Raw genomic sequence first — 21,926 nt, 5'->3', positions numbered from 1 at the left:
GCACGTGAAGGGTCCCGTGGGGCGCCCGTGAAGCCTTCGTGAAGGTGCGCGGCGGGATGATCTCGGCCGTCGGAGGCGTTCTCCATCACGGAAATGGCAGGGAATATACCCATAGGGGTATCCTGTTGTGCAGTCCGAACACCCGTCCCCGATCTCCGAGGAGACAGCAATGGCCACCGTGGACCTCACGACCGAGACCTTCGAGAAGACCGTCGGCGACGAGGGCATCGTCCTCGTCGACTGGTGGGCCTCCTGGTGCGGCCCGTGCCGCCAGTTCGCCCCCACCTTCGAGAAGTCGAGCGAGTCGCACACCGACGTCGTCCACGGCAAGGTCGACACCGAGGCCGAGCAGGCGCTCGCCGGCGCCGCGCAGATCACCTCGATCCCCACCCTCATGGGCTTCCGCGACGGCATCCTCGTCTTCCGCCAGGCCGGCGCGCTGCCCCCGGCTGCGCTCGAGCAGGTCGTCGAGGGCATCAAGAACCTCGACATGGACGAGGTCCGCGCGCAGGTCGCCGCGCAGCAGGCCGGCTGACCCCTCCCGCACCACATTCCGGGTCCTGCGCCGCAGAGCCCTCCCGCAGGTACCTCCCGGGGTACCATCGGGCCCGTCGTCCACCTCAGGAGGCCCGTCATGGAGCTCGACCAGACCGAGATGCAGGCCGTGGTCAAGCGGCTCAAGCGCGCCCAGGGCCAGATCGGCGGCATCCTCAAGATGATCGAGGACGGCCGCGACTGCCAGGACATCGTCACCCAGCTGGCGGCAGTGTCCAAGGCCCTCGACCGGGCCGGCTTCGCCGTCATCGCGCTCGGCCTGCGGCAGTGCATCACCGACCCCGAGGGCGGCACGATGGACGTCGGGTCGATGGAGAAGCTCTTCCTCTCCCTGGCCTGAGGCCCTGATGGACGCCACGACCTGGGACGCCCGCTACGCCGGGGCCGAGCTCGTCTGGTCGAGCACGCCCAACCGGTTCGTCGAGGAGATCTGCGCTCCGCTGCCGCCGGGGCGGGTGCTCGACGTGGCCGCGGGGGAGGGCCGCAACGCCCTCTGGCTCGCCGAGCGCGGCTGGGACGCCACCGCTGCCGACTTCTCGCCGGTGGCCGTCGAGCGCGCGCGGGGGATCGCCGCCGAGCGGCTGGGGCCCGACGCGGGGCCCTTCCGGGCGGTCGTCGCCGACGCCCTCGGGGCGGCCCCGGCACCGACCGGCGGTGACGGCTACGACCTCGTCCTCTTCGCCTACCTCCAGCTGCCCGACGACCAGTGGCGGCGCGCGCTGACCGCTGGCGTGGCGGCCGCCGCGCCCGGGGGCACGGTGCTCGTCGTCTGCCACGCCGCCCGCAACCTGACCGAGGGCGCGGGCGGCCCGCAGGACGCGGCCGTCCTCCACGACCCGGACGACGTCGTCGCCGCCGTCGCCGGCCTGCCGGTCGAGGTGGAGTCGTCGCGGCTGCGCGAACGCGAGGTCGAGGGGGCGGCCCGGCCCGCGCTCGACACCGTGGTGGTCCTGCGACGGTTGGCGGAGTAGATACCCCCTAGGGTATGCTGGCGACGTTGCCCAGCACCCGAACCCCGAGGAGTACCCCATGTGCCGAGCCGTGACCTGTCGCCAGTGCGGCAAGACGACCTGGGCCGGCTGCGGCCAGCACGTCGACCAGGTGATGCGCGGCGTCCCGTCCGCCGACCGCTGCACCGGGCACGAGAGCACGCCGAGCGGCGGGTTCCTCGGCAAGCTCTTCGGTCGCTGACGCGCGCGGCCCTCACCCCGCCCGGCCGGACTCCTCCGGTCGGGCGGTTCCGCTGACGAACCAGCCCCAGGCCCGTAGCGGCCCCGGGGCGATGGCCCGGGCCCGCTCGACGTCGACGGCGAAGCCCGCCGCGGCGATGACGGCGGGCAGGTCGCGGTCGACGTGGCAGCCGCCGGCCACCCGTCCCCACACCGGCTGGACGCGCCGCTGCCACCGCACCGTCCGCGCGTCCGGTGCGAGCGAGTGCTCGACGAACAGCAGCGCCCCGCCCGGTCGCAGCACCCGTCGCGCCTCGGCGAGCGCGGTCTCGACCTCGGGCACGGTGCACAGCGCCCACGCCGTGACGACCGTGTCGACCGAGCCGTCGGCCAGTGCCGACAGGTCGGCGGCGTCGAGCGTCGTGCGCTCCACGGGGCGCCCGAACGCCTCCCTCCGCGGTCCGGAGAGCTCCCACGCGAGGTCCGACGGCTCGGCGGCCAGCACGCGCGTGACCTGCGCCGGGTAGTGCTCGAGGTTGGGGCCGGAGCCGAAGCCGACGTCGAGGACGACGCCCGTGGCCGCGGCGCACACCGGGGCCCGCCAGCGGTCGACGTCGGCTCCCTGGCAGGACCGGTGGGTCAGCCGGGGCAGGGCGCGCTCGTCCCACCACCGGCGCACTCCGAGGACGGGCACGCGACCAGTGTGACGGCTCCCGGGCTCCCGCGTCGGATGTGCCGCGCATCACGGCGCTGGATACGGCACGGGGTATATCGTCGAGAGCGTCCGGCCGGACATGCGGCGCCGGACCGGGTGGTCTGTCCGGCGCCGCGCCCGGGCCGGCCCGCCTGGCGGTCCGGGGGCCTGGGGTCAGGGGGTCCGGGGTCCTGGGGTCAGCGGGCCGGGTCGACGAGCTGCATCCCCCGCGACGCGCTGTCGCCCATCGCGACGAGCAGCCGGCCGGCCTCCTCGAGTCCCACCGGGTCGCCGGGCGCCACGAGGGCGGCGAGGTCGAGGCGGCCGCCCACGACGTCGGCGAGCAGGCCGGGGTAGTCGGCGGCGGCCATCCCGTGACTGCCGAGGACGTCGAGCTCCCAGCCGATGACGCGCTCCATCGGCACCTCGGCCCGTCCCGCGGCCGGGGGCAGCAGCCCGACCTGGACGTGCCGTCCCCGGCGGCGCGCAGAGAGGATGCCGGTGCGGCAGGTCTGCGGCGAGCCCACGGCGTCGACCGACAGGTGCGCGCCGCCTCCCGACCAGTCGCGGACCGCCTGCACGAGCTCGGCCTCGGCGAGGGTGCCGTCGAGGACGCGCTCCGCGCCGAGCTCGAGCGCGAGCGCGCGGGAGCCGGCGTCGAGGTCGACGCCGCAGACCCGGGCGCCCCGAGCCGCCGCGACCTGGATGGCCGCGAGTCCGACTCCGCCGCACCCGAACACGACCACCGTCTCGTCCTCGGCGACCCGGCCGCGCCCGGTGACGGCCCGGTGGGCCGTCGCGACCCGGCAGCCGAGGCCGGCGGCGACGGACGGGGGGACCTCCGCCGGCAGGTCGACGAGGTTGGTCTCCGCCGCGTGGACGACGACCCGCTCGGCGAACGACCCGGGGTCGGTGAACCCGGGCTGGCGCTGGTGGGGGCAGACCTGGCCGTCGCCGGCCGCGCACGTGGCGCAGGCGCCGCAGGCGAGGACGAACGGCGCGGTGACCGGGCGTCCGACCCACGAGCGGGCGACTCCGTCGCCGACGGCCTCCACGACCCCCGCGAGCTCGTGCCCGGGGGTGTGCGGGAACGTCGCGATGTCCGGGTCGTGCCCCGCCCAGCCGTGCCAGTCGCTGCGGCACAGACCGGTCGAGGTGACCCGCACGACGGCTCCGCCGGGCGGGGCGGGTGGGTCGGGCAGCTCGGTGACGCGCGGGTCGGCGCCGAAGGCGTCGTAGACGAGGGCTTGCACGGCTCCAGACTGCCAGCGACGGTGCCCGGGACGCCCCGTCGGACCCCCGGCCGCGGCTAGGTTGGCGGGATGGCCACCGCCGACCGCCTGCTCGATCTGTCCGGTCAGGGCTGGGTCCAGGTCGCCGAGCTCGCCGCGGCCCTCCTGCTGTCGCTCGCCATCGGCTTCGAGCGTCAGGTGCAGCAGAAGTCCGCCGGCCTGCGCACCTACACGCTCGTCGGCACCGGGTCGGCGCTGTGGGTGCTCGTCAGCAAGTACGGCTTCACCGACGTCCTCGGCCCGAGCGTCTCCTACGACCCGTCCCGCGTCGCGGCCGGCATCGTCAGCGGGCTCGGGTTCATCGGCGCCGGCGTCATCTTCATGCGCCGTGACACCGTGCGGGGGCTGACGACGGCGGCGAGCATCTGGCTCACCTCGGCCGTCGGGGCTGCCGCGGGCGCCGGCCTGCTGCTCCTCGCCGCCGTGACGACCGTCGGCTACTTCCTCCTCATGTACGGCATCCGCCCGCTCGGCCGTCTGGCCGCCCGCTTCCGCCCGCACGTGTTCGGCATCCGGATCACCTACGAGGACGGCCGGGGGCTGCTGCGCGACATCATCGACACCGTCACCGCGGGCGGACTGTCCGTCGAGGAGCTGCGCAGCCGCCGCCGCGAGGAGTCCGACGGCGCGCCGCTCGTCGACGTCACCCTCGTCCTCGCCGGGGCGACCGACCTCGCCCTCCTCACCAGTCGGCTCGACGAGATCGCCGGCGTCCGCGGCGTCACGACGGGGGACGCGCTCGACGAGTGACCGGTGGGGACGGATGCGCATGGACCGTCCCCACACCTGTGGACGGGGAGTGTGGGGCCCGAGCCCACGGAGTGGTCGCTCACCGACGAATACGGTCGCCGGATCGACAGGGGCGTCAACGGATCTCGTTGCAGCAGTGGCGCGAGCGCCCCCCGGAGGAGGAGCCCGTGTCCCGTCGCCCAGTTCTCGCCGTGGCGAGCGCAGTCCTGACCCTCGCCCTCGCGGCCTGTGGCACACCCGGGGAGCCGGGTGCCGACGCCGGTGGCGGCTCCGGGTCGTCCGCGTCGAGCAGCCCGGTGCAGGTGGGTCTCGTGTACAGCCGGTCCGGCCCCCTCGCGACCTACGGCGAGCAGTACCGGCAGGGCTTCACCGCCGGGCTCGACTACGCCACGAAGGGCACGAACGCGGTGAACGGCCGCCCGGTCGAGGTCACCGAGCAGGACGACGCCGGCGACCCCGCCAAGGCCGTCGCGGCCGCCACCGACCTCATCGGGAAGGGCGTCAAGGTCCTCGCCGGCTCGACGTCCTCCGGGGTCGCCCTCCAGGTCGCCCCGCTCGCGAAGGACAACAAGGTGCTCCTCGTCTCGGGCCCGGCAGCCGTCGACGCCGTCACCGGTGCCAACGAGTACACCTTCCGCTCCGGCCGCCAGACCTACCAGGACGTCGCGACCGCCGGGACCATGATCGGCGACGTCACGGGCAAGAAGGTCACCGTCCTCGCCCAGGACAGCGCGTTCGGCAAGGCCAACGTCGCCGCGGTCACCGCGGTCCTCGGCGCGAAGGGGGCGACCGTGTCGGGCGTCGAGGTGCCCGCCGCGGCGACGGAGTTCACGCCGTTCGCCTCGAAGGTCAAGGCCGCCGAGCCCGACCTGCTGTTCGTCGCCTGGGCCGGTGCCAACGCCACGCAGATGTGGACCTCGCTCTCGCAGCAGGGCGTCTTCGACGTCACGACCGTCGTCACCGGGCTCGACATCAAGCCGACCCACGCGCTCTTCGGCGAGTCCGCGACGAAGATCGACTTCCTCTCGCACTTCTACGACGGCGCCGCCGACAACGCCGCCTACCAGGCGCTCGCCGCCGGGATGGAGGAGCAGGGCGGCAGCGTCGACCTCTTCACGAACGACGGCTTCGTCGCCGCCCAGATGGTCGTGCACGCCCTCGAGAAGAGCACCGACGACACGACCGCGATGGTCTCGGCCCTCGAGGGCTGGAGCTTCGAGGGGCCCAAGGGGCAGATGACCATCCGCCCGGAGGACCACGCGCTGCTGCAGCCGATGTTCACCGCGTCCCTCGAGAAGAGCGGCGACGGGTACGCCGTCAAGCCCGGCAAGACCCTCGACGCGCAGGCCGTCGCCCCGCCGGTCAGCCCGTTCAAGTGATCGGCGCCGAGGCCGTCGGCTGGCAGGTCGGGGGTGCCCGCATCCTCGAGGACGTCAGCCTGACGGTCGGCGCCGGCGAGCTCGTCGGCATCATCGGCCCGAACGGTGCCGGCAAGTCCTCGCTCGTCAACGTCCTCTCGGGGGTGACCCGACCCAGCACCGGGCGGGTCACCCTCGGCGGGGCGGACGTCAGCCGGGCGTCGGCGACGAGGCGCTCGCGGCTCGGGCTCGCGCGCTCGTTCCAGACCTCGGCCCTCTTCGACGGCCTGACGGCCGGTGAGAACGTGCGGCTCGCGGTGCAGGGCTCCGGCCCGTCGCCGGCGTCGCCGTTCCGGCGCGCGGCGTCCGTCGCCGCCGGCCGGGTCGAGGCCCTCCTCGAACGGGTGGGGATGGGCGGGGCGGCCGGCACCCTCGCACGCGACCTCTCGCACGGCGGCCGCCGCACCCTCGAGCTCGCGATGGCCCTGGCCTCCGAGCCGCGCGCGCTGCTCCTCGACGAGCCGATGGCCGGGGTCTCGGCCGAGGACGTCGACGGCCTGACCGCCGTCATCGGCGAGGTGCGCGACTCGGGTGTCGCCGTCGCGATGGTCGAGCACCACATGCACGTCGTCCTCGGCCTCGCCGACCGGGTGGCCGTGCTGCACCACGGCAGCCTCCTCGCGGTCGGCCGCCCCGACGAGGTGACCGCGGACGAGCGGGTCCAGCAGGCCTACCTGGGAGAAGCACTGTGAGCAGCGTCCTCACCCTCGACGACGTCCACGTCCGGTACGGCGGAGCGCACGTCCTCCAGGGCGTCTCGTTCGAGGTCCCCGACACCGGGGTCACCGCCCTGCTCGGCCGCAACGGCGTCGGCAAGACGACGACCCTCAAGGCGGTGCTCGGCCTCGCGCCGCGCACCGGCGGCATCCGGCTGCGCGACCGGGACATCACCGGCGAGCCCGTGCACCGGGTCGTCGCCGGCGGCATCGGCTACGTCCCCGAGGACCGGGAGGTCTTCGGTGGGCTGACCGTCGAGGAGAACCTCCGGCTGGTCGGCCGGACGTCCGGCGTCGACGCCCCCATCGTCGAGGAGCTCTTCCCCGACCTCGTCGGCCGACGCTCGCAGCGGGCCGGGACGCTCTCCGGCGGCCAGCAGCAGATGGTTGCCTTGGCACGGGTCCTGCTGCGCGACAACGACCTCCTGCTCGTCGACGAGCCGACGAAGGGCCTCGCCCCCAAGCTCGTGACCGAGGTCGCCGACGTGCTCGCGCGCGTCGCGCGGACGACCCCGGTCCTCCTCGTGGAGCAGAACCTCGCGCTCGTGCGGCGCATCGCCGACACCGTCGTCGTCCTCGACGCCGGGAAGGTCGTGCACCGCGGCGAGGCACGGGCGCTCGTCGAGGACCCGGCGCTGACGACCGAGCTGCTCGGCGTCTCGATGCGACGGGAGGAGGTGGCGTGAGCGACCTCGTCCTCGTCCTCGTCACCGGGCTGGGGCTCGGGGCGCTGTACTTCCTCGCCGCGAGCGGCCTGTCGCTCGTCTACGGGCTCATGGGGGTCCTCAACTTCGCGCACGGCTCGTTCATGACCGCCGGGGCCTACGCCGCCTGGCTGACGATGGACGCGCTGCCGGGCTCGATGGCGGTCGGGCTGCGGCTGCTCGTCGCGGCCGTCGTGGCGGTGCTCGTCGGGGCCGCGGTGGGGGTGCTCGCCGAGGCCGTCCTCATCCGGCCCCTGTACCGGCACCACATCCAGCAGGTGCTCGTCACCGTCGGCCTGTCACTCGCGAGCGTCGCTGCGGTGCAGGGCATCTGGGGGTCGGACCCGCACCCGGTCGCCAAGCCGGCCCTGCTGGCCGGGACCGTCGAGGTGCTCGGGGCGCGGCTGCCGGTCGACCGGTTCCTCTACCTCGCGGTCGCCCTCGCCCTGTACGGCGGGCTGCTCGCGCTGCTCGAGCGCACCCGCCTCGGGCTCGTCATCCGGGCGGGGGTGGAGAACCGCACGATGGTCCAGGCCCTCGGCATCGACGTCCGGCGCACCTTCACGGTCGTCTTCGGGCTCGGCGGTGCCGTCGCGGCCCTCGCCGGCGTCCTGTACTCGCAGTACGCCGGCACGGTGTCGCCGCTCCAGGGCGGGTCGCTCCTCATCTACGCCTTCATCGTCGTCGTCATCGGCGGGATGGGGTCGCTGACCGGCACGGCCGTGGCCGCGATGGCCGTCGGTCTCGTGCAGCAGCTCGCGAACTACTACGCGGCGAGCGGGATCGGCGACCTGTCGGTCGTCCTGCTCCTCGCCCTCGTCCTCCTCCTGCGCCCGTCCTCGCTGAAAGGGGCCGCCGCATGAGCGCCCGCACGCTCCTCCGGGTCCTGCCGCCGGTGGTGCTCCTCGCGCTGCTCGCGTACCTGCCGTACCTGTCGTTCTCGGTCCCCGGGGTGCTGCCGGGGCGGGTCAACGGGCCGGGGTCGATGCAGCTGCTCGCGACCTGCCTCGTCTTCGCCGGGTTCGCGCTCAGCTACGACGTCGTGTTCGGGCGCACCGGGCTGCTGAGCTTCGGGCACGCGCTGTTCATCGCCGCGGGGTCCTACCTGCTCACCGTCTCGCTCGCCGACTGGTCGATGCCGCTGCCGCTGGCCGTGCTCGTCGCCCTGGGCGGCACCACGCTGCTGGCCCTCGTCGTCGGCGCGGTGGCCCTGCGCGTCGGCGGGATCGCCTTCGCGATGGTCACCCTGGCCTTCGCGCAGGCCGCGTCAATCATCGTGCTGCGCGACCCCGCGGGCGTGACCGGTGGCGAGGAGGGGAAGGCGCTCGCGCGCGACGCCGTGCCCGAGCTGCTCGTCGGCGTCGCCAACGCCCCGTACCGGTACTGGCTGGCGCTCGGCTTCCTCGTCGTCGCGCTCGTGCTCGTGCGGCTGCTCGTGCGCTCACGGGCCGGGCACGCGATGGCTGCGGTGCGCGAGAACGAGTCCCGGGCCGCGGTGCTCGGCCTGTCGGTCTACCGGGTCAAGCTGCTCGCGCTCGTCGTCGGGTCGTTCCTCGGGGGGCTCGGCGGCGTCGTGCACGCCCTCGTCCTCGGTGGCTCGGGGCCGCACCTCACGACGGCGGAGTTCACCCTCTCGCTGCTCGTCATGGTCGTCCTCGGCGGCGCCGGCAGCACGTGGGGCGCGGTGGTCGGGGGCTTCCTCTACCACTACGCCGACGCCCGGCTGACCGAGGCGAGCGGCTCCGGCGTCCTCGACGCGCTGCCCGGAGTCCTGCAGTCGGTGCTGGCCCAGCCGCTCTTCGTCCTCGGCGCGTTCTTCGTCGTCGTCGTGTACTTCGCCCCGAGCGGCCTCACCGGCCTCGGGGGACGCCTCGTACGGAAGGGTGTGCGGACATGAGCACCGTCGACCCCGCGTTCGTCATCGAGCTGCCCGAGGGGCACCTCGCCGTCCACGACCTGACGACCGGACCGGTCGCCGAGGACGCGTCGGTCGTCCTCGCCGTGCACGGCATCACGGCGAACGGCCTGTCGTGGCAACGGGTCGCCGACGAGCTCGGCCGTCGACGGCCCGGGGCCGTCCGCGTGCTGGCCCCGGACCTGCGGGGACGGGCCGGGAGCGCCGGCGCGCCGGGACCGTACGGCCTCGGGGTGCACGCGGCCGACCTCGCCGGCATCGCGTCGGCCTTCGCGGCGGCACCGGTGCTCGTCGGGCACTCGATGGGGGCGTTCGTCGCCGCGCTGGCCACGGACCGCCATCCGGAACGGTTCGCCGGAGTGGTGCTCGTCGACGGGGGGCTGGCCTTCCCGGCGCCACCCGACCTCGACGTCGACGGCGCGCTGACGGCTGTCATCGGCCCGGCGATGCAGCGGCTGTCGATGCGCTTCGGGTCCGAGGCGGAGTACCTCGCGTTCTGGGACGAGCACCCGGCGCTGGGGCCGGTGCTGCGGGGTCCCGCCGGTGACGCGGCGCGGCGCTACGTCCTCCACGACCTCGTGCCGGACGACGAGGGCGGCTGGCGCAGCTCGTGCGTCCTCGACGCCGTGCGCGCCGACGGCGCCGACGTGCTCGCCGACCCCGAGACCCACGCCGCCGCCCGGGCGGTGGTGGCGCGCGGGCTGCCGGTCGAGCTGGTGTGGGCCCGGCGCGGGCTGATGGACGAGCCACAGGGCCTCTACGACCCGCAGCGGCTGGCGGCCCTCGAGCTGCCGGATGCCCTGCGCTGCACCGAGGTCGACGCGAACCACTACTCCGTCGTGCTCGAGGCGCCGGGGGTGACGGCGGTCTGCGACGCCGTCGAGCGCCTGCTCTGAGCCGGTCGCCCCGGCCTATGCTCGACCCGTGAAGGTCGTCATCCCGGGGGGAACCGGACAGGTCGGAGGCATCCTGCGACGCTCGCTCGTCGCGAGCGGTCACGAGGTGGTGGTGCTCAGCCGGCACCCCGGCCCGCTCGAGCCGGGGGTGCGGCACGTGGGCTGGGACGGGCGGACGGTGGGCAACTGGGCGTCCGAGGTCGACGGGGCCGACGCCGTCGTCAACCTCGCCGGTCGCACCGTCAGCTGCCGGTACACCACCGAGAACCTCCGGCAGATGATGGACTCGCGCGTCGACTCGACACGGGCTGTGGGGGAGGCGATCTCGCTGGCGGAGCGCCCGCCGGGGGTGTGGCTGCAGATGAGCACCGCGACGATCTACGCCGACCGCCGGGACGCCGCGAACGACGAGGCGACGGGCGTCATCGGCGGGCAGGAGCCGGGGGTCCCGGACTACTGGGAGTACAGCGTGCGCATCGCGAGGGCGTGGGAGGCGGCGCAGCAGGAGGCGTCCCTGCCTGCGACCCGACGGGTCGCACTGCGGGCGGCGATGGTCATGAGCCCGGACCGGGGCGGCGTCCTCGACGTCATGCTGTGGATGGCCCGGCTGGGTCTCGGCGGGCCGGTGGCCGGCGGCGGGCAGTACGTCTCGTGGATCCACGACGAGGACTTCGTGCGGGCCGTCGAGCTGCTCCTCGAGCGGGACGACCTCGAGGGACCGGTGAACCTCGCGGCCCCGGGACCGGTTCCGCAGCGCGAGCTGATGCGTGCGCTGCGGCGGGCCTGGGGCCGACGGCCCGGGTTGCCCGCGACGGCGTGGATGGCGGAGATCGGGGCGTGGGCGCTGCGCACCGACACCGAGCTGCTCCTCAAGAGCCGGCGCGTCGTGCCGGGGCGGCTGCTCGACGCGGGCTTCGAGTTCCGGCACCCGCGGTGGGACGAGGCGGCCGAGGACCTCGTCCGGCGGGTGCGTGCCGACCGTGGGGGCCGTCGCGGTCGGTAGCGTGCGGGGCATGTCGATCAGGCTCGAGAACGTCGGGATCGCCGTGCGCGACCTCGAGGAGACCATCGCGTTCTTCACCGACCTGGGGCTGACCGTCCTCGGCCGCGACGAGGTGAGCGGGGAGTGGGCGGACACCGCGGTGGGGCTCGACGGCAACCACGCGCGGATCGCCATGCTGCAGACCCCCGACGGCGCCGGCCGACTCGAGCTCTTCGAGTACCTCCACCCCGACGCCATCGAGACCGAGCCGACGCTCCCGCACGAGATCGGGATGCACCGGGTGGCGTTCCAGGTCGACGACATCGACGCCGCGCTCGAGGTCGCGGCCCGGCACGGGTGCTTCCCGCTGCGGGGCGTCGCGAGGTACGAGGACGTGTACCGGCTCAGCTACGTCCGCGGCCCGAGCGGCATCATCGTGATGTTCGCCCAGGATCTGCGCGCCGTCTGAGCTCAACCCGCCGGGTCGTGGCGGACCGCCGCGCGGCAGGGCTCAGGCGACGGCAGGGGCAGCCGTCTCGGGTGTGGGCACTGCGTCGCCGCCCGGGGGCGCCGTGTCGGACGCGCGGTCGTAGGAGCCGTCGGTGAGGTCCCAGACGACGTACCGGCCGTGCTCATCGGGTCGCCGGCGGACCTGGGCCCGGAGGCGTCGTCGGTGGACGGTGGTGTGGTGGCGCTGGCAGAGCAGGGCGGCGTTCGAGACGTCGGTGGGACCGCCGTCGCTCCAGTGCCGGACGTGGTGCGCGCGGGCCCACGCCGCGGGCGCGGAGCACCCGGGGTAGGTGCAGCCCCGGTCGCGAAGCCAGAGGTGGCGGCGCTGGGGTCGGGTGAAGAGGCGTTCGAGGCGGCCGAGGGTCAGCGGCTCGCCCGCGGCCCCGAGGCCGTGGAGGACGACCGCGGCGTCGCACGCGAGACGTCGCAGGGTCTCCGGGGCCAGCAAGGTGCCGGTGGCGACCGAGCCGAGGATTTCACCCGCGCCGGTCGAGGCCTGCATGTCGCTCAGCGGGATCGTGACGTGCAGGGTTGCCGGTGACCCGGCGTCCTCGAGTGACTCGGTCCCGGACGCGACGGCGCACACCTGGGTGAGGGCCTCGACACGTCGCTGCCCGGCCGGGCGCAGGTCCGCCTCGCCGGTCTCGTCGTTCGGCTGGGGCGCGGAGAGCGGCCCGATGGCGGCCTCCAACGTGGCGGCCTGCTCCGGGGTCATCCACAGCTGGTACTCGGTCAGGTCGGCGGACTCCACGTGCGGCATCGAGAGCCGGGCGGCACCCGCCAGCCGCTGCTGCAGGTCGTCCAGGGCGCCGTGGTGGCCGTGGTCGGCGAGCAGCCGCGGCCGCAGCCGCCGCATCAGCGTCGGCCCCCACGCGGTGACCAGATCGACCAGCGCCGACGTGACCGTGGGGACGGTCTCCGGGCGCAGCAACGGCGCCAGCCGTGCGCTCTCGCGCAGCACCAGGCAGCCGGTGCCGGCCTCGACCCGGCCCTCGCGCACCGCGTCCCAGACGATGCCCAGCGGGGAGCCCTCCGCCGGACCCTTCCCGTCGTCGGACCTCGACCCGGCCGTCGCGACCTCGATGGCGACCCGCGAGACCGGCCCCGCGCCGCCCTGCCGCAGCGACGGCGCGTGCTCACGCACCCACCCGTGCACCCCGGACCCGGCGACCTCACCGCGCCGGACGGCCTCGACGGCCACCGACACCCGCGCCGCAGAGGCCGAGGACGCCACCGCGTCGAGCTCGGCCAGCAGCTCACCCAGCTCGGCCCCCGATGCTCCCGCCAGCACCTCACCGAACCCCGCCAACGCCTCACGGGCAGCCCTGATCGTGGAGCGTCGCTCCGCGAGTTCGGTTATCCCCGTTGCCATGTGACCATCGTGACAGCCAGCACCGGCACTGTTCGAGGGTGGCGGAGCAGCCTGTGGACAACTCTCCACAAGCCGTCACCTGTGGACGACCAGCACGGCACGAGCCCTCCGGCCCGTGAGGCGTCCTCAGGACGAGCCGGCGCCCGTCATCAGGAACCCGGTCGACCACCAGAAGCCCACGGCCACCGCGGACAGCGCGCCGACGAGAGCTCCCCAACCCGGCCTCCCCGTCATCCGGTCAGTCTCACACGCCTGGACCGCGAGGCCCACTCCTCGGGGGTGATCGCGTACTCGACCTCGCCCTGCTCGGCACCCGGCACCGGCTCGGCCCATGACCCGTGCCACGTCCGCACGTGCCGCATCCTCAGGCGCTCCATCACCGCCCGTGACGGCCGGTTGACCGCCATCGTCTGCGCGATGACCAGGCGCTGCCCGACCGTCCCGAACGCATGATCCAGCAGCGCGCGTGAGGCCTCCGTCGCGTACCCGTGCCCCCACCGCCGGCGGAACAGCCGGTAACCGAGGTCGCAGACCGTGGGGTCGTCGGGCTGGTCCGGGCCGTGTGCCGGCGGGAGCATCATCAGCCCCACCGGGCCGCCGCCGTCGAAGGCCATCCAGAACCCGAGCCCGTCGACGCGCGCCGCGTGCGCCATCCGCTCGGCGTGGCTCGCCACCACCTCCTCGCGCGTGCGGGCCCGCCCCCAGAGGTACCGGAGCACCTCGGCGTCGCCGTCGAGCGCCACCTCGAGCTCGACGTGGTCGTCGGTGAGCGGCTCGAGGCGGAGTCGGTCGGTCGTCAGGACGGGTTGCGGCACCACACCACCCTCGACCAGCGAGGACGCTGTGCGCCAGCGCTTTCCGGACCCCGCGCCCCGACAACCCGGTCAGGGACCGCTCAGGGCGAGGCTCAGGGTCGTCCCCGATGCCGGACCACCCCGCCGGGGAGCAGCCTTCCCCTGCCCACGACCGCAGGAGGACACGATGACCCACGGCGACCTGCTCGCCCCCGCGCCGACCCCGCCCGCCGAGCCGGCCGACCCCCCGCAGTACGGAGCGCGACGGATTGCCGCCGTCTGGGCCCTCGCCGCCCTCCCGATGGCGGTGCTGTCCTGGCTCGTCACGCCCGTCCTCGCCGCCGCCCTCGACGGCCCGGCCGCCGGGGCCCGCGCCCTCCTCGCCTGCATGACCGTCGGGCTCGTCTGGCAGGGCGTCCTGGTGCTCGTCCTCGTGCGCCGCGAGACGGGGACGTTCCGCTGGCCGGCCGTCCGGGACGCCCTGTGGCTCAACCGTCCTCGCAGCCCGAGGACGGGCCGGGTCGGCGGCCGGTTGTGGTGGGTGCTCGTCCCCGCGGCGCTCGTCTTCGCCGCCGAGCAGTTCCTCCCGGCGATCCCCACCCCGACCGACCGCGACCTCGGCGGCTTCCTCGGGTCCCCGGAGGGCCAGTCCTTCCTCGCGGGCAACTGGCGATGGTTCGCCGTCGTCCTCGTCCTCGCAGTCTTCAACACCGTGCTCGGCGAGGAGCTGCTCTTCCGCGGCATCCTCCTCCCGCGGATGCGCGGCGTGTTCGGGCGCGCCGACTGGGTCGCCAACGGTGTGCTCTTCGCCTGCTACCACCTGCACATGCCGTGGGCCATCCCGACGGCGCTGCTCGACGTCTTCGCCCTGTCGTGGCCGTCACGACGCTTCCGCAGCGCGTGGTTCGGCATCGTCGTCCACAGCCTGCAGTCGGTGGTCATCGTGGGGATGACCGTCGCGCTCGTGCTGCGCTGACCGCTGGCCCCGCCGCCGCCGCTGCCCCGTCCGCGCCCCGTCAGTCCGAGGCGAGCAGCTGCCGCATCCGGAGCGCGAGCTGGAGCTCGAGCGAACGGTCCGGCTCCTGCCACCCCTCGCCGAGCAGCGCCCCGATGCGCTCGAGCCGCTGGGCGACGGTGTTGACGTGCACGTGCAGCGCCGTCGCGGCGTGCCGCGGGCTGCGACCGGCGGCGAACCACGCGGCGAGGGTGCCGACCAGGTCGGTGCCGCGACGGGCGTCGTAGTCGAGGAGGGAGCCGAGCTCGCGCTCGACGTACGCCGCGACGTCGGGGTCGCCGCCGACGACGAGTCCCGCGAACCCGAGCTGGGTCGCGGCCGCTCCCTGGCCGCGACGCCCGAGGGCCACGAGCGCGGCGACCGCGCGCACGGCCTCCTCGTGGGCCGCGGAAACGGCGTCGACCCCGGTGAGCGGGCCGACCCCGGAGACCGTCACCTCGGCGCGACGCCCCATCCGCGCGGCCACCGTGCGGGCCAGCTCGTCCGGGTCCGCACCGGGGACGAGGGCGACGACGTCGCCGTCGTGGGCACCGACGAGCGAGCCCTCGCCCGTCGCCGCGGTGGCCGAGAGCGCGAGCGCGCGGGTCGAGGCGCCGGGGTCGGCACGGAGGACGAGGAGGCAGTAGGGACGCTCCGGGTCGGTGCCGGCCGAGCGGGCCAGCTGCACGCGGTCCTCCTCCGGACCCCGCGCGGCGACCAGCTCGGTGACGACGCGGTTGCGCGCCGACTGCCGGGCGTCAGCGGCCTGGCGCTCGAAGAGGAGGACGAGCGCGGTGACGACCCCCGCGCGCTCGACGGTGCGGCGGTCGGCGTCCGCGAGCTCGCCGACCCCACCGACGACGAGGGTCGCGAGCCGCTCGTCCGCGGTGGCGACGGCCAGCCCGTAGACGCCGTCCGCCCCGACGACCCGACCCGACCCGAGGTCGGGGAGCTCCTCCGGCACCGCGGCGCCGGCCGTCGCGCTGCGCACCGACCCGTCCTCGTCGACGAGGGCCGCCCAGCCGCCGAGCAGGTCGGCGACCGCGTGCGTCAGGTCGTCGACGCCTCCACCGCCGAGGACGAGGGAGGCGAAGCGGTCGTGGGCGGCCGCGGCCCGCTCGATGCCGTCGGCGTACTGCCGCACCGTCTCGTGCGCGGTGGACAGCGCGGCCAGCGCCGACTCCGCGTCGGCGAGCGCGCGGGTCTGCACGAGGGTCACGGCGGCCAGCGTCGCGAGGTTGCCGAGCAGCGCCACCTCCTCGCGGGTGAACGGCCGCGGCGACCGGTTGGCCGCGAACAGCACTCCCACGAAGTCGTTCTCGACGAGCAGCGGCGTCCCGCAGATCGCGATGATGCCCTCCTCCGACACCGCGCCGTCGATGTCCGTCGTGTGCCGGAACCGCTCGTCGTCCCAGTAGTCGGCGGTCCAGTAGGGCTTGCGGGTCGACGCGACGAGCCCGCCGAGCCCGGCGCCCAGCTCGAGGCGTACCGACTGGAAGGCCGCCGACACCGACCCGTCGGTCGCCCGCATGTACGTGTCCCCGCGCTCGGGGTCGTGGAGCGTCAGGTACGTGAGGTCGGTGCCGAGGAGGGCCCGGGCCCGACGGACGATGGCGTCGAGCACCTGCGCGGTGTCGCTCTCGGACGCCAGGGCCCGCGCCGTCTCGAGCAGGGCGGACAGGCCCGCCTCGCGCCGCCGGTGCACCTCGCGGGCCGACGCGACGCGCACCGCGAGCTCGCGGGCCCGCTCGGTGGCCGGCGCCGCGGCGACCTCGGCCACCGGCGCCCCGTCGGCGAGCAGGCCGAGCAGCCGGAGGGCGCCGCCCTCGCCCGCTACGTCTCCCTCGCCCGCCACGCCGTCGATCCTAGGGACGCCGGGTCGCCGGTCGGCGCTCAGTGCGCCGTCCACCCGCCGTCCATCGCGAACGAGGCACCGTTGACCGAGGCCGACGCGGGCCCGCAGAGGAAGAGGGTCAGCGCGGCGACCTCCTCGGGCTCCACGAGCCGCTTGACGGCGACCGGCGCGAGCATCACCGACTCGACGACCTCGTCCTCGGGGATGTCGTGGCTGCGGGCCTGGTCGGCGATCTGCTTCTCCACGAGCGGGGTCCGCACGTACGCTGGGTTGACGCAGTTCGACGTGACGCCCTTCGGGCCGCCCTCGAGCGCGGTGACCTTCGACAGCCCCTCGAGGCCGTGCTTGGCCGTGACGTAGGCGGCCTTGTACGCGCTGGCCCGCAGGCCGTGGACGCTCGAGACGTTGACGACCCGGCCCCAGCCGCGTGCGTACATGTGCGGGAGGGACTGCCGGACGAGCCGGAAGGGCGCGGCGAGCATGAGGTCGAGGATGAGGTCGAAGCGCTCGACGGGGAAGTCCTCGAGCGGGCTGACGTGCTGGATGCCGGCGTTGTTGACGAGGACGTCGACGTCGGTGGGGAGGCCGGCGAGGCCGTCGAGGTCCGCGAGGTCGGCGACGAGGGGCTGCACGCCGTCGGTGTCGAGCCGGTCGAGGCCCTCCGCGTCCCGGTCGACCGCGTGGACCTTGGCCCCGGCGCCGGCGAGGGCCAGCGCGACGGCCGCCCCGATGCCGCTCGCGGCCCCGGTGACGAGGGCGGTGCGCCCGGAGAGGTCGGGCGAGGAGGTGGCCTGCAGGTCGGTCATGGCAGGCGACGCTAGGGCGGCCGTCGGGGACCGCCGGTGTGTCGGCGGCCCACAATCGATGCAGATCCGTGTGCCGCCCGCACCCGTCGGCGAGCGGTCAGGCGTCGAGGACGAGCAGGCCCGCGAGCACGAGGCGGCGCCGGAGGTCCTCGGGCAGCGCGTCGGCACCCGACCCCCCGGCGAGCACCGCCTCGACCACCGCACGCTCCCCCGGACCGGCGGTGAACCGCCCGACCCGGCTGACGAGGACCTCGCCCTCCCACCGGCCGGCCAGGCCCTGCCGCACCCGCCAGCGCGGACCGACCTGCGCCGCCGCGGACCGGTGCTGGGCCAGCACGCCGATCGGCTCGGCCCGCTCGGCCGCGCGCACCCGCCGGGCCAGCGCCGCCGCGAGCTCCTCGTCTGTCACCGCGTCGAGGGCGCGGACCACGCTGTCGCGCAACGCGTCCCGGGCCCGAGGCGTCGTCGCCGGGTCGAGGGCGTCGACCCCCACCGGCAGCGCCGCCCGCAGCGCGGGGTCGTCGTCGAGCCGGCGCCCGACCGCGGCGAGCAGGTCGTCGGCGAGCGTGCGGCCGGTCCACACGTGGACGCCGAAGGTCAGGTGGATGCTCGTGCCGCCGAGCGCGGTCGCGGAGTGCAGCCACCCCCGCGGAAGGTAGAGGCAGTCGCCGGGGCGCAGGACGGCGTCGAGGACGGGCTCGGCGGCGGCGGCCTCGCGGACCGCCTCGCGCCGGTCGGTCCACGGCTCGCCGCGGTGCGGGAGGTCGAGGACGGGTGGGCGGACCCGCCAGTGCTTCTCGCCCTCGACCTGCACGACGAACACGTCGTGGACGTCGTAGTGGTCGTCGAAGCCGCGGTTCTGCGGCGGCGTGACGTAGGCGTTGACCTGCACGGGGTGGCCGAGGTCGGCGGCCAGGGACCGAGCGCTGCGGGAGACCGGTTCCCACGACCGGTGCAGCCCCTGGAGGACGATCGTCGCGCCGTCGGCGAACAGGCGCAGCACCTTGTCCTCGCTCACCTGGTCGCCGACGGCCGCGCCGACGCCACCGCCGAGGGTGAGCTCCCGGGCGTCGAGGGTCGCGCCGTCACGCGCCATCCGGAGGAAGGGGGTGCGCAGCGCCCGGCGGGAGAGCAGCTCGTCGACGGCGTCGGCGTCGAATCCGTGGGTGGGGGAGGGCAGCTCCTCGGCCCGGGTCAGCAGCGGCCGGCGTCCCCAGTACCCGGACGCGAACTCCTCGCGGGGCACGGCGCAGAGCGCAGCGAGCCCCCGGGCGGCGCCGTCGGCACCGCCCGGGGGCTCGGGTGCGGCGGGGTCGGTCACTGCGAGGCGTCCGCCCCGCCGTCCGCGCCGCCGTCGTGCTCGCCGGGGACGGCGGGCTCGCCGGCGCCGCTGTCGGCCGGGCCCTCGGCCCCGCCGTCCGCGCCACCGTCGTGCTCGCCCGGGGTGCCCGGGTCGCCCGCGCCGCTGTCCTGGGGACCCTCGGTGCCGGCACCGCCGTCGGCGCCGCCGTCGTGCTCGCCGGGGACGGCGGGCTCGCCGGCGCCGCTGTCGGCCGGGCCCTCGGTCGGGTTCTCGCTCATCGTGCCCACCCTTCGTCGTCGGCGCCCTGCTGGCACCGGGTCCCGTCATTCCAGCAGGTCAGCGTGCTGTTGTGGGGCTCGTGCGCGGCTGGGACCATGAGCCCATGGCCCTCGACGTCGAGCTGGCGGAGGTCCGGGACTTCCTCGCCGCCCACGAGCCCTTCTCCGCGCTGCCGCCCGAGGTGCTCTCGGGCCTCCCGCGCCGGATGGGCCTCGAGTACGTCCGCCGCGGCTCGCAGTTGATCGCCCGGGGCGCGGACAACCACCACCTCCACGTCCTGCGCTCCGGTGCCGCCGACGTGCACGACGCGCAGGGCACCCTCGTCGACCGCGGTGAGGCCGGCTCGTCGTTCGGCTCGATCACCCTGACGCAGGGCAACCCGTCGACGTTCTCGGTCACCGCCATCGAGGACTGCCTCGTGCTCCTGCTGCCCGAGGACGACTTCCACGCCCTGTGCCGCGAGCACGCGGACTTCGACGCCTTCTACGACGCCCAGCGCCGCAGCCGGATGCGGGGAGCGGTCGCCGAGCTCCAGGTGTCCACGTCGGGCAGCGCGATCCTCCGGACGACCGTGCGCGAGCTCGTCGGGCGCGACGTGGTCTCCGTCGTCACGACGGCGAGCATCCGCGAGGCGGCCGAGGTGATGTCCGACCAGGGGGTCTCCTCGCTCCTCGTCATGGACGGCGAACGGCTCGCCGGCATCGTCACCGACCGCGACCTGCGCACCCGCGTGCTCGCCGCCGGCGTCGACCCGGACGTCGCGGTCACCGAGGTGATGACCGCCGACCCGGTCACCGGGTCGGTCGAGGCGCTCGCCTTCGAGGCCCTCCTCGCGATGACGAGCCGGCACATCCACCACCTGCCGGTGCTCGACGTCGGGGGGCGTCCCGCCGGGGTCGTCACGACGACCGACCTGCTGCGCCTCGAGGAGGCCAACCCGGTCTACCTCGCCGGCGACGTCGCGAAGCAGCCCGACGTCGAGGGGGTCGCCCGGGCGGCCTCCCGGCTGCCCCGCGTCGTGCAGGCCCTCGTCGAGCAGGACGCCTCCGCCGACGACATCGGCCGGGTCGTCACGGCCGTCGGCGACGCGGTGGAGCGGCGGGTCCTCTTCCTCGCCGAGGCCGTGCTCGGGCCGCCGCCGGTGCCGTACTGCTGGGTGGCTCTCGGCTCGCGGGCCCGCCTCGAGCAGGCCCTGGCCACCGACCAGGACCACGCGATGATCGTCGACGACGCCGTCGACGAGGACGGCCTCGCGTGGTTCGAGGACCTCGCCGAGTGGGTCACCGGCGCCCTCGTCCGCTGCGGCTACCCGCGCTGCGCCGGCGACGTCATGGCGACGAACCCGCGGTGGCGGCGGCCGCTCGAGCAGTGGCGCCGCGAGCTCGCGGGATGGTTCGCCGCCCCGACCCCGGACGCGGTGCTGCACTCCTCGATCGTCTTCGACATGCGGCCGGTGCACGGCGAGGAGTCGCTCCACGCCCGGCTCCGGCAGTTCGTCCTCGGGGCGGCGCCGGGAGCCCGCACCTACCTCACCCACCTCGCCCGGCAGGCCGCCTCCCACGAGCCCCCGCTCGGCTTCTTCCGGGGCCTCGTCCTCGAGAAGGAGGGGGTGCACAAGGACACCCTCGACATCAAGCGCGGCGGCCTGCTGCCCGTCGTCGAGCTGGCCCGCGTCCACGCCCTGGCCACCGGGGTCGCGGCCGTCAACACGCGCTCCCGCCTCGAGGCGGTGCGTGAGGCCGGGGTCGTCGGCGACGAGCTCGCGGGCGACCTGCGCGACGCCTTCGAGTTCCTCGGCTACGTCCGGCTCCGGCACCAGTCGGCCCAGGTGCGGGCCGGCCTCCCGACCGACAACTTCGTCTCGCCGGCCGACCTGTCGAGCTTCGAGAAGCGCCACCTGCGCGAGGCCTTCGCGATCGTCCGCTCGGCGCAGCAGTCGCTCGGCCGGGCGTACCAGACCCAGTTCGTCTCGTGAGCGTGCTGCGCCGCTCGCCCGCCGCCCGGCGCGAGCGGGCCGCGCGGAAGGCAGCCCCCGGTCCGCTCCGCGACCTGCTCACGGCGCCGGGGCCGGGCCCGGACACCGCCCTGCGCGACCTGCCCCTCCTCGCCGTGGACATCGAGACGACCGGCCTCGACGCGACGACCGACCGGGTGCTCTCCGTCGGGTGGGTCCCGGTCGACGGGGGACGGATCGACCTCGGCGGGGCCGGCGGGCACGTCGTGTCCGACGCCGGGGAGGTGGGCCGCAGCGCCACCGTGCACGGCCTCACCGACGACGCGCTCGCGCGGGGGATACCCCTCGAGGAGGTCGTCGCGGCGCTGCTGGGGGCGCTGGCCGGGCGGGTGCTCCTCGCGCACTTCGCGCGCATCGAGACCGAGTTCCTCGGCGCCGCGTGCCGGCGGCTGTGGGGCGCGGGGCTGCCGCTCGAGGTCGTCGACACCTTCGAGCTGGAGCGCCGGGCCCTCGGCGGGGGATGGGACGCCGCGTCCGACCCGGGGGCGCTGCGCCTCTGGACCGCCCGCGCGCGCTACGGCCTCCCGGTGTACCGCGCCCACGAGGCGCTCACCGACGCGCTCGCCTGTGCCGAGCTCTACCTCGCGCAGCGGGCCGCCCTCGAGGCACGGACCCCGGAGACGACGACGACCCTCCGCCACGTCGTGGCGTGAGGGTCGGTCTGCGTGCTGCTGGGCCCCCGGGGGGTGCTCAGATGTGACGCGGGAGGCCGGACTGCGAGAGGACGTAGAGCTCGTTGGCCTCGCGGACGAGGTCGCGGTCGACGTGGCTGGTCCACCCACGGCCGGCGGTGCGGTTGGTGCGGAGCCCGGCCGCGAGGGCGCGGGCCTTCTGGACGGAGAGCGATGCGGTGTTCATGACGTCCATGATCCGCCTCGTGATGCTTCAGCACAACGTGACTTCACTTC

The 21,926-nt window shown here is 75.1% G+C and carries 25 protein-coding genes; 16 read left to right on the top strand and 9 right to left on the bottom strand.

Features of this window, described 5'->3' with window-relative positions:
• Window positions 1-169: 169 nt before the first annotated feature.
• From trxA to JQN70_RS02275, 4 genes are all read left to right on the top strand, one after another.
• A complete protein-coding gene (gene trxA / locus JQN70_RS02290) occupies window positions 170-535 on the top strand; it encodes a thioredoxin (protein WP_204129681.1) in 366 nt (121 codons plus the stop codon).
• A 99-nt stretch (window positions 536-634) separates the two neighbouring features.
• Window positions 635-895: a metal-sensitive transcriptional regulator gene (locus JQN70_RS02285; RefSeq protein WP_204129680.1), complete on the top strand. Its 261-nt coding sequence runs from the start codon at window positions 635-637 to the stop codon at window positions 893-895.
• Between the two features lie 7 nt (window positions 896-902).
• Window positions 903-1,526 (top strand): class I SAM-dependent methyltransferase, encoded by a 624-nt coding sequence (locus tag JQN70_RS02280; protein ID WP_204129679.1) that lies wholly within the window; start codon window positions 903-905, stop codon window positions 1,524-1,526.
• Window positions 1,527-1,584: 58 nt separating this feature from the next.
• On the top strand, window positions 1,585-1,746 hold the full coding sequence (locus tag JQN70_RS02275) for a DUF8730 family Cys-rich protein (protein WP_204129678.1): 162 nt from the start codon (window positions 1,585-1,587) through the stop codon (window positions 1,744-1,746).
• A 12-nt stretch (window positions 1,747-1,758) separates the two neighbouring features.
• Here JQN70_RS02275 and JQN70_RS02270 read toward each other — a convergent pair whose 3' ends face one another.
• Window positions 1,759-2,418 carry a class I SAM-dependent methyltransferase gene (locus JQN70_RS02270; RefSeq protein WP_204129677.1) on the bottom strand — a complete coding sequence of 220 codons (660 nt, stop codon included), beginning with the start codon at window positions 2,416-2,418 and terminating at the stop codon, window positions 1,759-1,761.
• 197 nt (window positions 2,419-2,615) lie between these two features.
• Window positions 2,616-3,671, bottom strand: coding sequence for a zinc-binding dehydrogenase (locus JQN70_RS02265; protein WP_204129676.1), 1,056 nt, complete (start codon window positions 3,669-3,671; stop codon window positions 2,616-2,618).
• Window positions 3,672-3,740: 69 nt separating this feature from the next.
• Between JQN70_RS02265 and JQN70_RS02260 the strand changes: the two genes are divergently transcribed.
• The 9 genes from JQN70_RS02260 to JQN70_RS02220 all read left to right on the top strand — a co-directional run bounded on the left by JQN70_RS02260 (window position 3,741) and on the right by JQN70_RS02220 (window position 11,560).
• Window positions 3,741-4,460, top strand: a complete 720-nt coding sequence (locus JQN70_RS02260; protein ID WP_204129675.1) for an MgtC/SapB family protein — start codon at window positions 3,741-3,743, stop codon at window positions 4,458-4,460.
• 167 nt (window positions 4,461-4,627) lie between these two features.
• A complete protein-coding gene (locus JQN70_RS02255; RefSeq protein ID WP_204129674.1) occupies window positions 4,628-5,839 on the top strand; it encodes a substrate-binding domain-containing protein in 1,212 nt (403 codons plus the stop codon).
• Window positions 5,836-6,570 carry an ABC transporter ATP-binding protein gene (locus tag JQN70_RS02250; RefSeq protein ID WP_204129673.1) on the top strand — a complete coding sequence of 245 codons (735 nt, stop codon included), beginning with the start codon at window positions 5,836-5,838 and terminating at the stop codon, window positions 6,568-6,570. Before JQN70_RS02255 ends, JQN70_RS02250 begins: the two co-directional genes overlap by 4 nt.
• Window positions 6,567-7,280, top strand: coding sequence for an ABC transporter ATP-binding protein (locus tag JQN70_RS02245; RefSeq protein WP_204129672.1), 714 nt, complete (start codon window positions 6,567-6,569; stop codon window positions 7,278-7,280). The genes JQN70_RS02250 and JQN70_RS02245 overlap by 4 nt, the downstream gene beginning before the upstream one ends.
• Window positions 7,277-8,161 carry a branched-chain amino acid ABC transporter permease gene (locus JQN70_RS02240; RefSeq protein ID WP_204129671.1) on the top strand — a complete coding sequence of 295 codons (885 nt, stop codon included), beginning with the start codon at window positions 7,277-7,279 and terminating at the stop codon, window positions 8,159-8,161. Before JQN70_RS02245 ends, JQN70_RS02240 begins: the two co-directional genes overlap by 4 nt.
• Window positions 8,158-9,195, top strand: a complete 1,038-nt coding sequence (locus JQN70_RS02235; protein WP_204129670.1) for a branched-chain amino acid ABC transporter permease — start codon at window positions 8,158-8,160, stop codon at window positions 9,193-9,195. Before JQN70_RS02240 ends, JQN70_RS02235 begins: the two co-directional genes overlap by 4 nt.
• Window positions 9,192-10,109 carry an alpha/beta hydrolase gene (locus tag JQN70_RS02230; protein WP_204129669.1) on the top strand — a complete coding sequence of 306 codons (918 nt, stop codon included), beginning with the start codon at window positions 9,192-9,194 and terminating at the stop codon, window positions 10,107-10,109. The genes JQN70_RS02235 and JQN70_RS02230 overlap by 4 nt, the downstream gene beginning before the upstream one ends.
• Window positions 10,110-10,137: 28 nt before the next feature.
• Window positions 10,138-11,112: a TIGR01777 family oxidoreductase gene (locus tag JQN70_RS02225; protein ID WP_204129668.1), complete on the top strand. Its 975-nt coding sequence runs from the start codon at window positions 10,138-10,140 to the stop codon at window positions 11,110-11,112.
• Window positions 11,113-11,122: 10 nt separating this feature from the next.
• On the top strand, window positions 11,123-11,560 hold the full coding sequence (locus JQN70_RS02220; protein WP_204129667.1) for a VOC family protein: 438 nt from the start codon (window positions 11,123-11,125) through the stop codon (window positions 11,558-11,560).
• A gap of 42 nt (window positions 11,561-11,602) precedes the next feature.
• Here the strand turns inward: JQN70_RS02220 and JQN70_RS02215 are convergent, their stop codons facing one another.
• Window positions 11,603-12,892, bottom strand: coding sequence for an HNH endonuclease signature motif containing protein (locus tag JQN70_RS02215; protein WP_204129666.1), 1,290 nt, complete (start codon window positions 12,890-12,892; stop codon window positions 11,603-11,605).
• A gap of 311 nt (window positions 12,893-13,203) precedes the next feature.
• On the bottom strand, window positions 13,204-13,788 hold the full coding sequence (locus tag JQN70_RS02210) for a GNAT family N-acetyltransferase (protein ID WP_204129665.1): 585 nt from the start codon (window positions 13,786-13,788) through the stop codon (window positions 13,204-13,206).
• 166 nt (window positions 13,789-13,954) lie between these two features.
• Here JQN70_RS02210 and JQN70_RS02205 point away from each other — a divergent pair, with 166 nt between their 5' ends.
• Window positions 13,955-14,743 (top strand): CPBP family intramembrane glutamic endopeptidase, encoded by a 789-nt coding sequence (locus tag JQN70_RS02205; RefSeq protein ID WP_204129664.1) that lies wholly within the window; start codon window positions 13,955-13,957, stop codon window positions 14,741-14,743.
• Window positions 14,744-14,783: 40 nt separating this feature from the next.
• Here JQN70_RS02205 and JQN70_RS02200 read toward each other — a convergent pair whose 3' ends face one another.
• From JQN70_RS02200 to JQN70_RS02185, 4 genes are all read right to left on the bottom strand, one after another.
• Window positions 14,784-16,616, bottom strand: a complete 1,833-nt coding sequence (locus tag JQN70_RS02200; protein ID WP_307835769.1) for a helix-turn-helix domain-containing protein — start codon at window positions 16,614-16,616, stop codon at window positions 14,784-14,786.
• A gap of 38 nt (window positions 16,617-16,654) precedes the next feature.
• Window positions 16,655-17,422 carry a 3-hydroxybutyrate dehydrogenase gene (locus tag JQN70_RS02195; protein WP_204129663.1) on the bottom strand — a complete coding sequence of 256 codons (768 nt, stop codon included), beginning with the start codon at window positions 17,420-17,422 and terminating at the stop codon, window positions 16,655-16,657.
• Window positions 17,423-17,519: 97 nt separating this feature from the next.
• Window positions 17,520-18,743 carry a cupin domain-containing protein gene (locus JQN70_RS02190; protein WP_204129662.1) on the bottom strand — a complete coding sequence of 408 codons (1,224 nt, stop codon included), beginning with the start codon at window positions 18,741-18,743 and terminating at the stop codon, window positions 17,520-17,522.
• Window positions 18,740-19,003 (bottom strand): BatC protein, encoded by a 264-nt coding sequence (locus tag JQN70_RS02185; RefSeq protein WP_204129661.1) that lies wholly within the window; start codon window positions 19,001-19,003, stop codon window positions 18,740-18,742. Before JQN70_RS02185 ends, JQN70_RS02190 begins: the two co-directional genes overlap by 4 nt.
• 104 nt (window positions 19,004-19,107) lie before the next feature.
• On the opposite strand from JQN70_RS02185, the gene JQN70_RS02180 reads away from it, so the two are divergent.
• Complete coding sequence (locus JQN70_RS02180; RefSeq protein ID WP_204129660.1) at window positions 19,108-20,979, top strand: putative nucleotidyltransferase substrate binding domain-containing protein; 1,872 nt, start codon at window positions 19,108-19,110, stop codon at window positions 20,977-20,979.
• Entirely contained in the window at window positions 20,976-21,671 is a 696-nt protein-coding gene (locus JQN70_RS02175) for an exonuclease domain-containing protein (RefSeq protein ID WP_307835768.1), read from the top strand. Before JQN70_RS02180 ends, JQN70_RS02175 begins: the two co-directional genes overlap by 4 nt.
• Window positions 21,672-21,708: 37 nt before the next feature.
• Here JQN70_RS02175 and JQN70_RS02170 read toward each other — a convergent pair whose 3' ends face one another.
• Complete coding sequence (locus JQN70_RS02170; RefSeq protein ID WP_204129659.1) at window positions 21,709-21,876, bottom strand: hypothetical protein; 168 nt, start codon at window positions 21,874-21,876, stop codon at window positions 21,709-21,711.
• Window positions 21,877-21,926 lie beyond the last annotated feature (50 nt).

The sequence above is a fragment of the Phycicoccus sonneratiae genome (assembly GCF_016887965.1).
GTDB lineage: Bacteria > Actinomycetota > Actinomycetes > Actinomycetales > Dermatophilaceae > Phycicoccus > Phycicoccus sonneratiae.
Note: the sequence above shows the minus strand (reverse complement) of the source record. Positions and strands in the feature narration are given on the sequence as shown.

Bases quoted from the DNA above. Each gene is read 5' to 3' on its own strand.
- trxA (WP_204129681.1), top strand. From the start codon at position 170: ATGGCCACCGTGGACCTCACGACCGAGACCTTCGAGAAGACCGTCGGC.
- JQN70_RS02285 (WP_204129680.1), top strand. From the start codon at position 635: ATGGAGCTCGACCAGACCGAGATGCAGGCCGTGGTCAAGCGGCTCAAG.
- JQN70_RS02280 (WP_204129679.1), top strand. From the start codon at position 903: ATGGACGCCACGACCTGGGACGCCCGCTACGCCGGGGCCGAGCTCGTC.
- JQN70_RS02275 (WP_204129678.1), top strand. From the start codon at position 1,585: ATGTGCCGAGCCGTGACCTGTCGCCAGTGCGGCAAGACGACCTGGGCC.
- JQN70_RS02260 (WP_204129675.1), top strand. From the start codon at position 3,741: ATGGCCACCGCCGACCGCCTGCTCGATCTGTCCGGTCAGGGCTGGGTC.
- JQN70_RS02235 (WP_204129670.1), top strand. From the start codon at position 8,158: ATGAGCGCCCGCACGCTCCTCCGGGTCCTGCCGCCGGTGGTGCTCCTC.
- JQN70_RS02230 (WP_204129669.1), top strand. From the start codon at position 9,192: ATGAGCACCGTCGACCCCGCGTTCGTCATCGAGCTGCCCGAGGGGCAC.
- JQN70_RS02220 (WP_204129667.1), top strand. From the start codon at position 11,123: ATGTCGATCAGGCTCGAGAACGTCGGGATCGCCGTGCGCGACCTCGAG.
- JQN70_RS02205 (WP_204129664.1), top strand. From the start codon at position 13,955: ATGACCCACGGCGACCTGCTCGCCCCCGCGCCGACCCCGCCCGCCGAG.
- JQN70_RS02195 (WP_204129663.1), bottom strand. From the start codon at position 17,422: ATGACCGACCTGCAGGCCACCTCCTCGCCCGACCTCTCCGGGCGCACC.
- JQN70_RS02185 (WP_204129661.1), bottom strand. From the start codon at position 19,003: ATGAGCGAGAACCCGACCGAGGGCCCGGCCGACAGCGGCGCCGGCGAG.
- JQN70_RS02180 (WP_204129660.1), top strand. From the start codon at position 19,108: ATGGCCCTCGACGTCGAGCTGGCGGAGGTCCGGGACTTCCTCGCCGCC.
- JQN70_RS02170 (WP_204129659.1), bottom strand. From the start codon at position 21,876: ATGAACACCGCATCGCTCTCCGTCCAGAAGGCCCGCGCCCTCGCGGCC.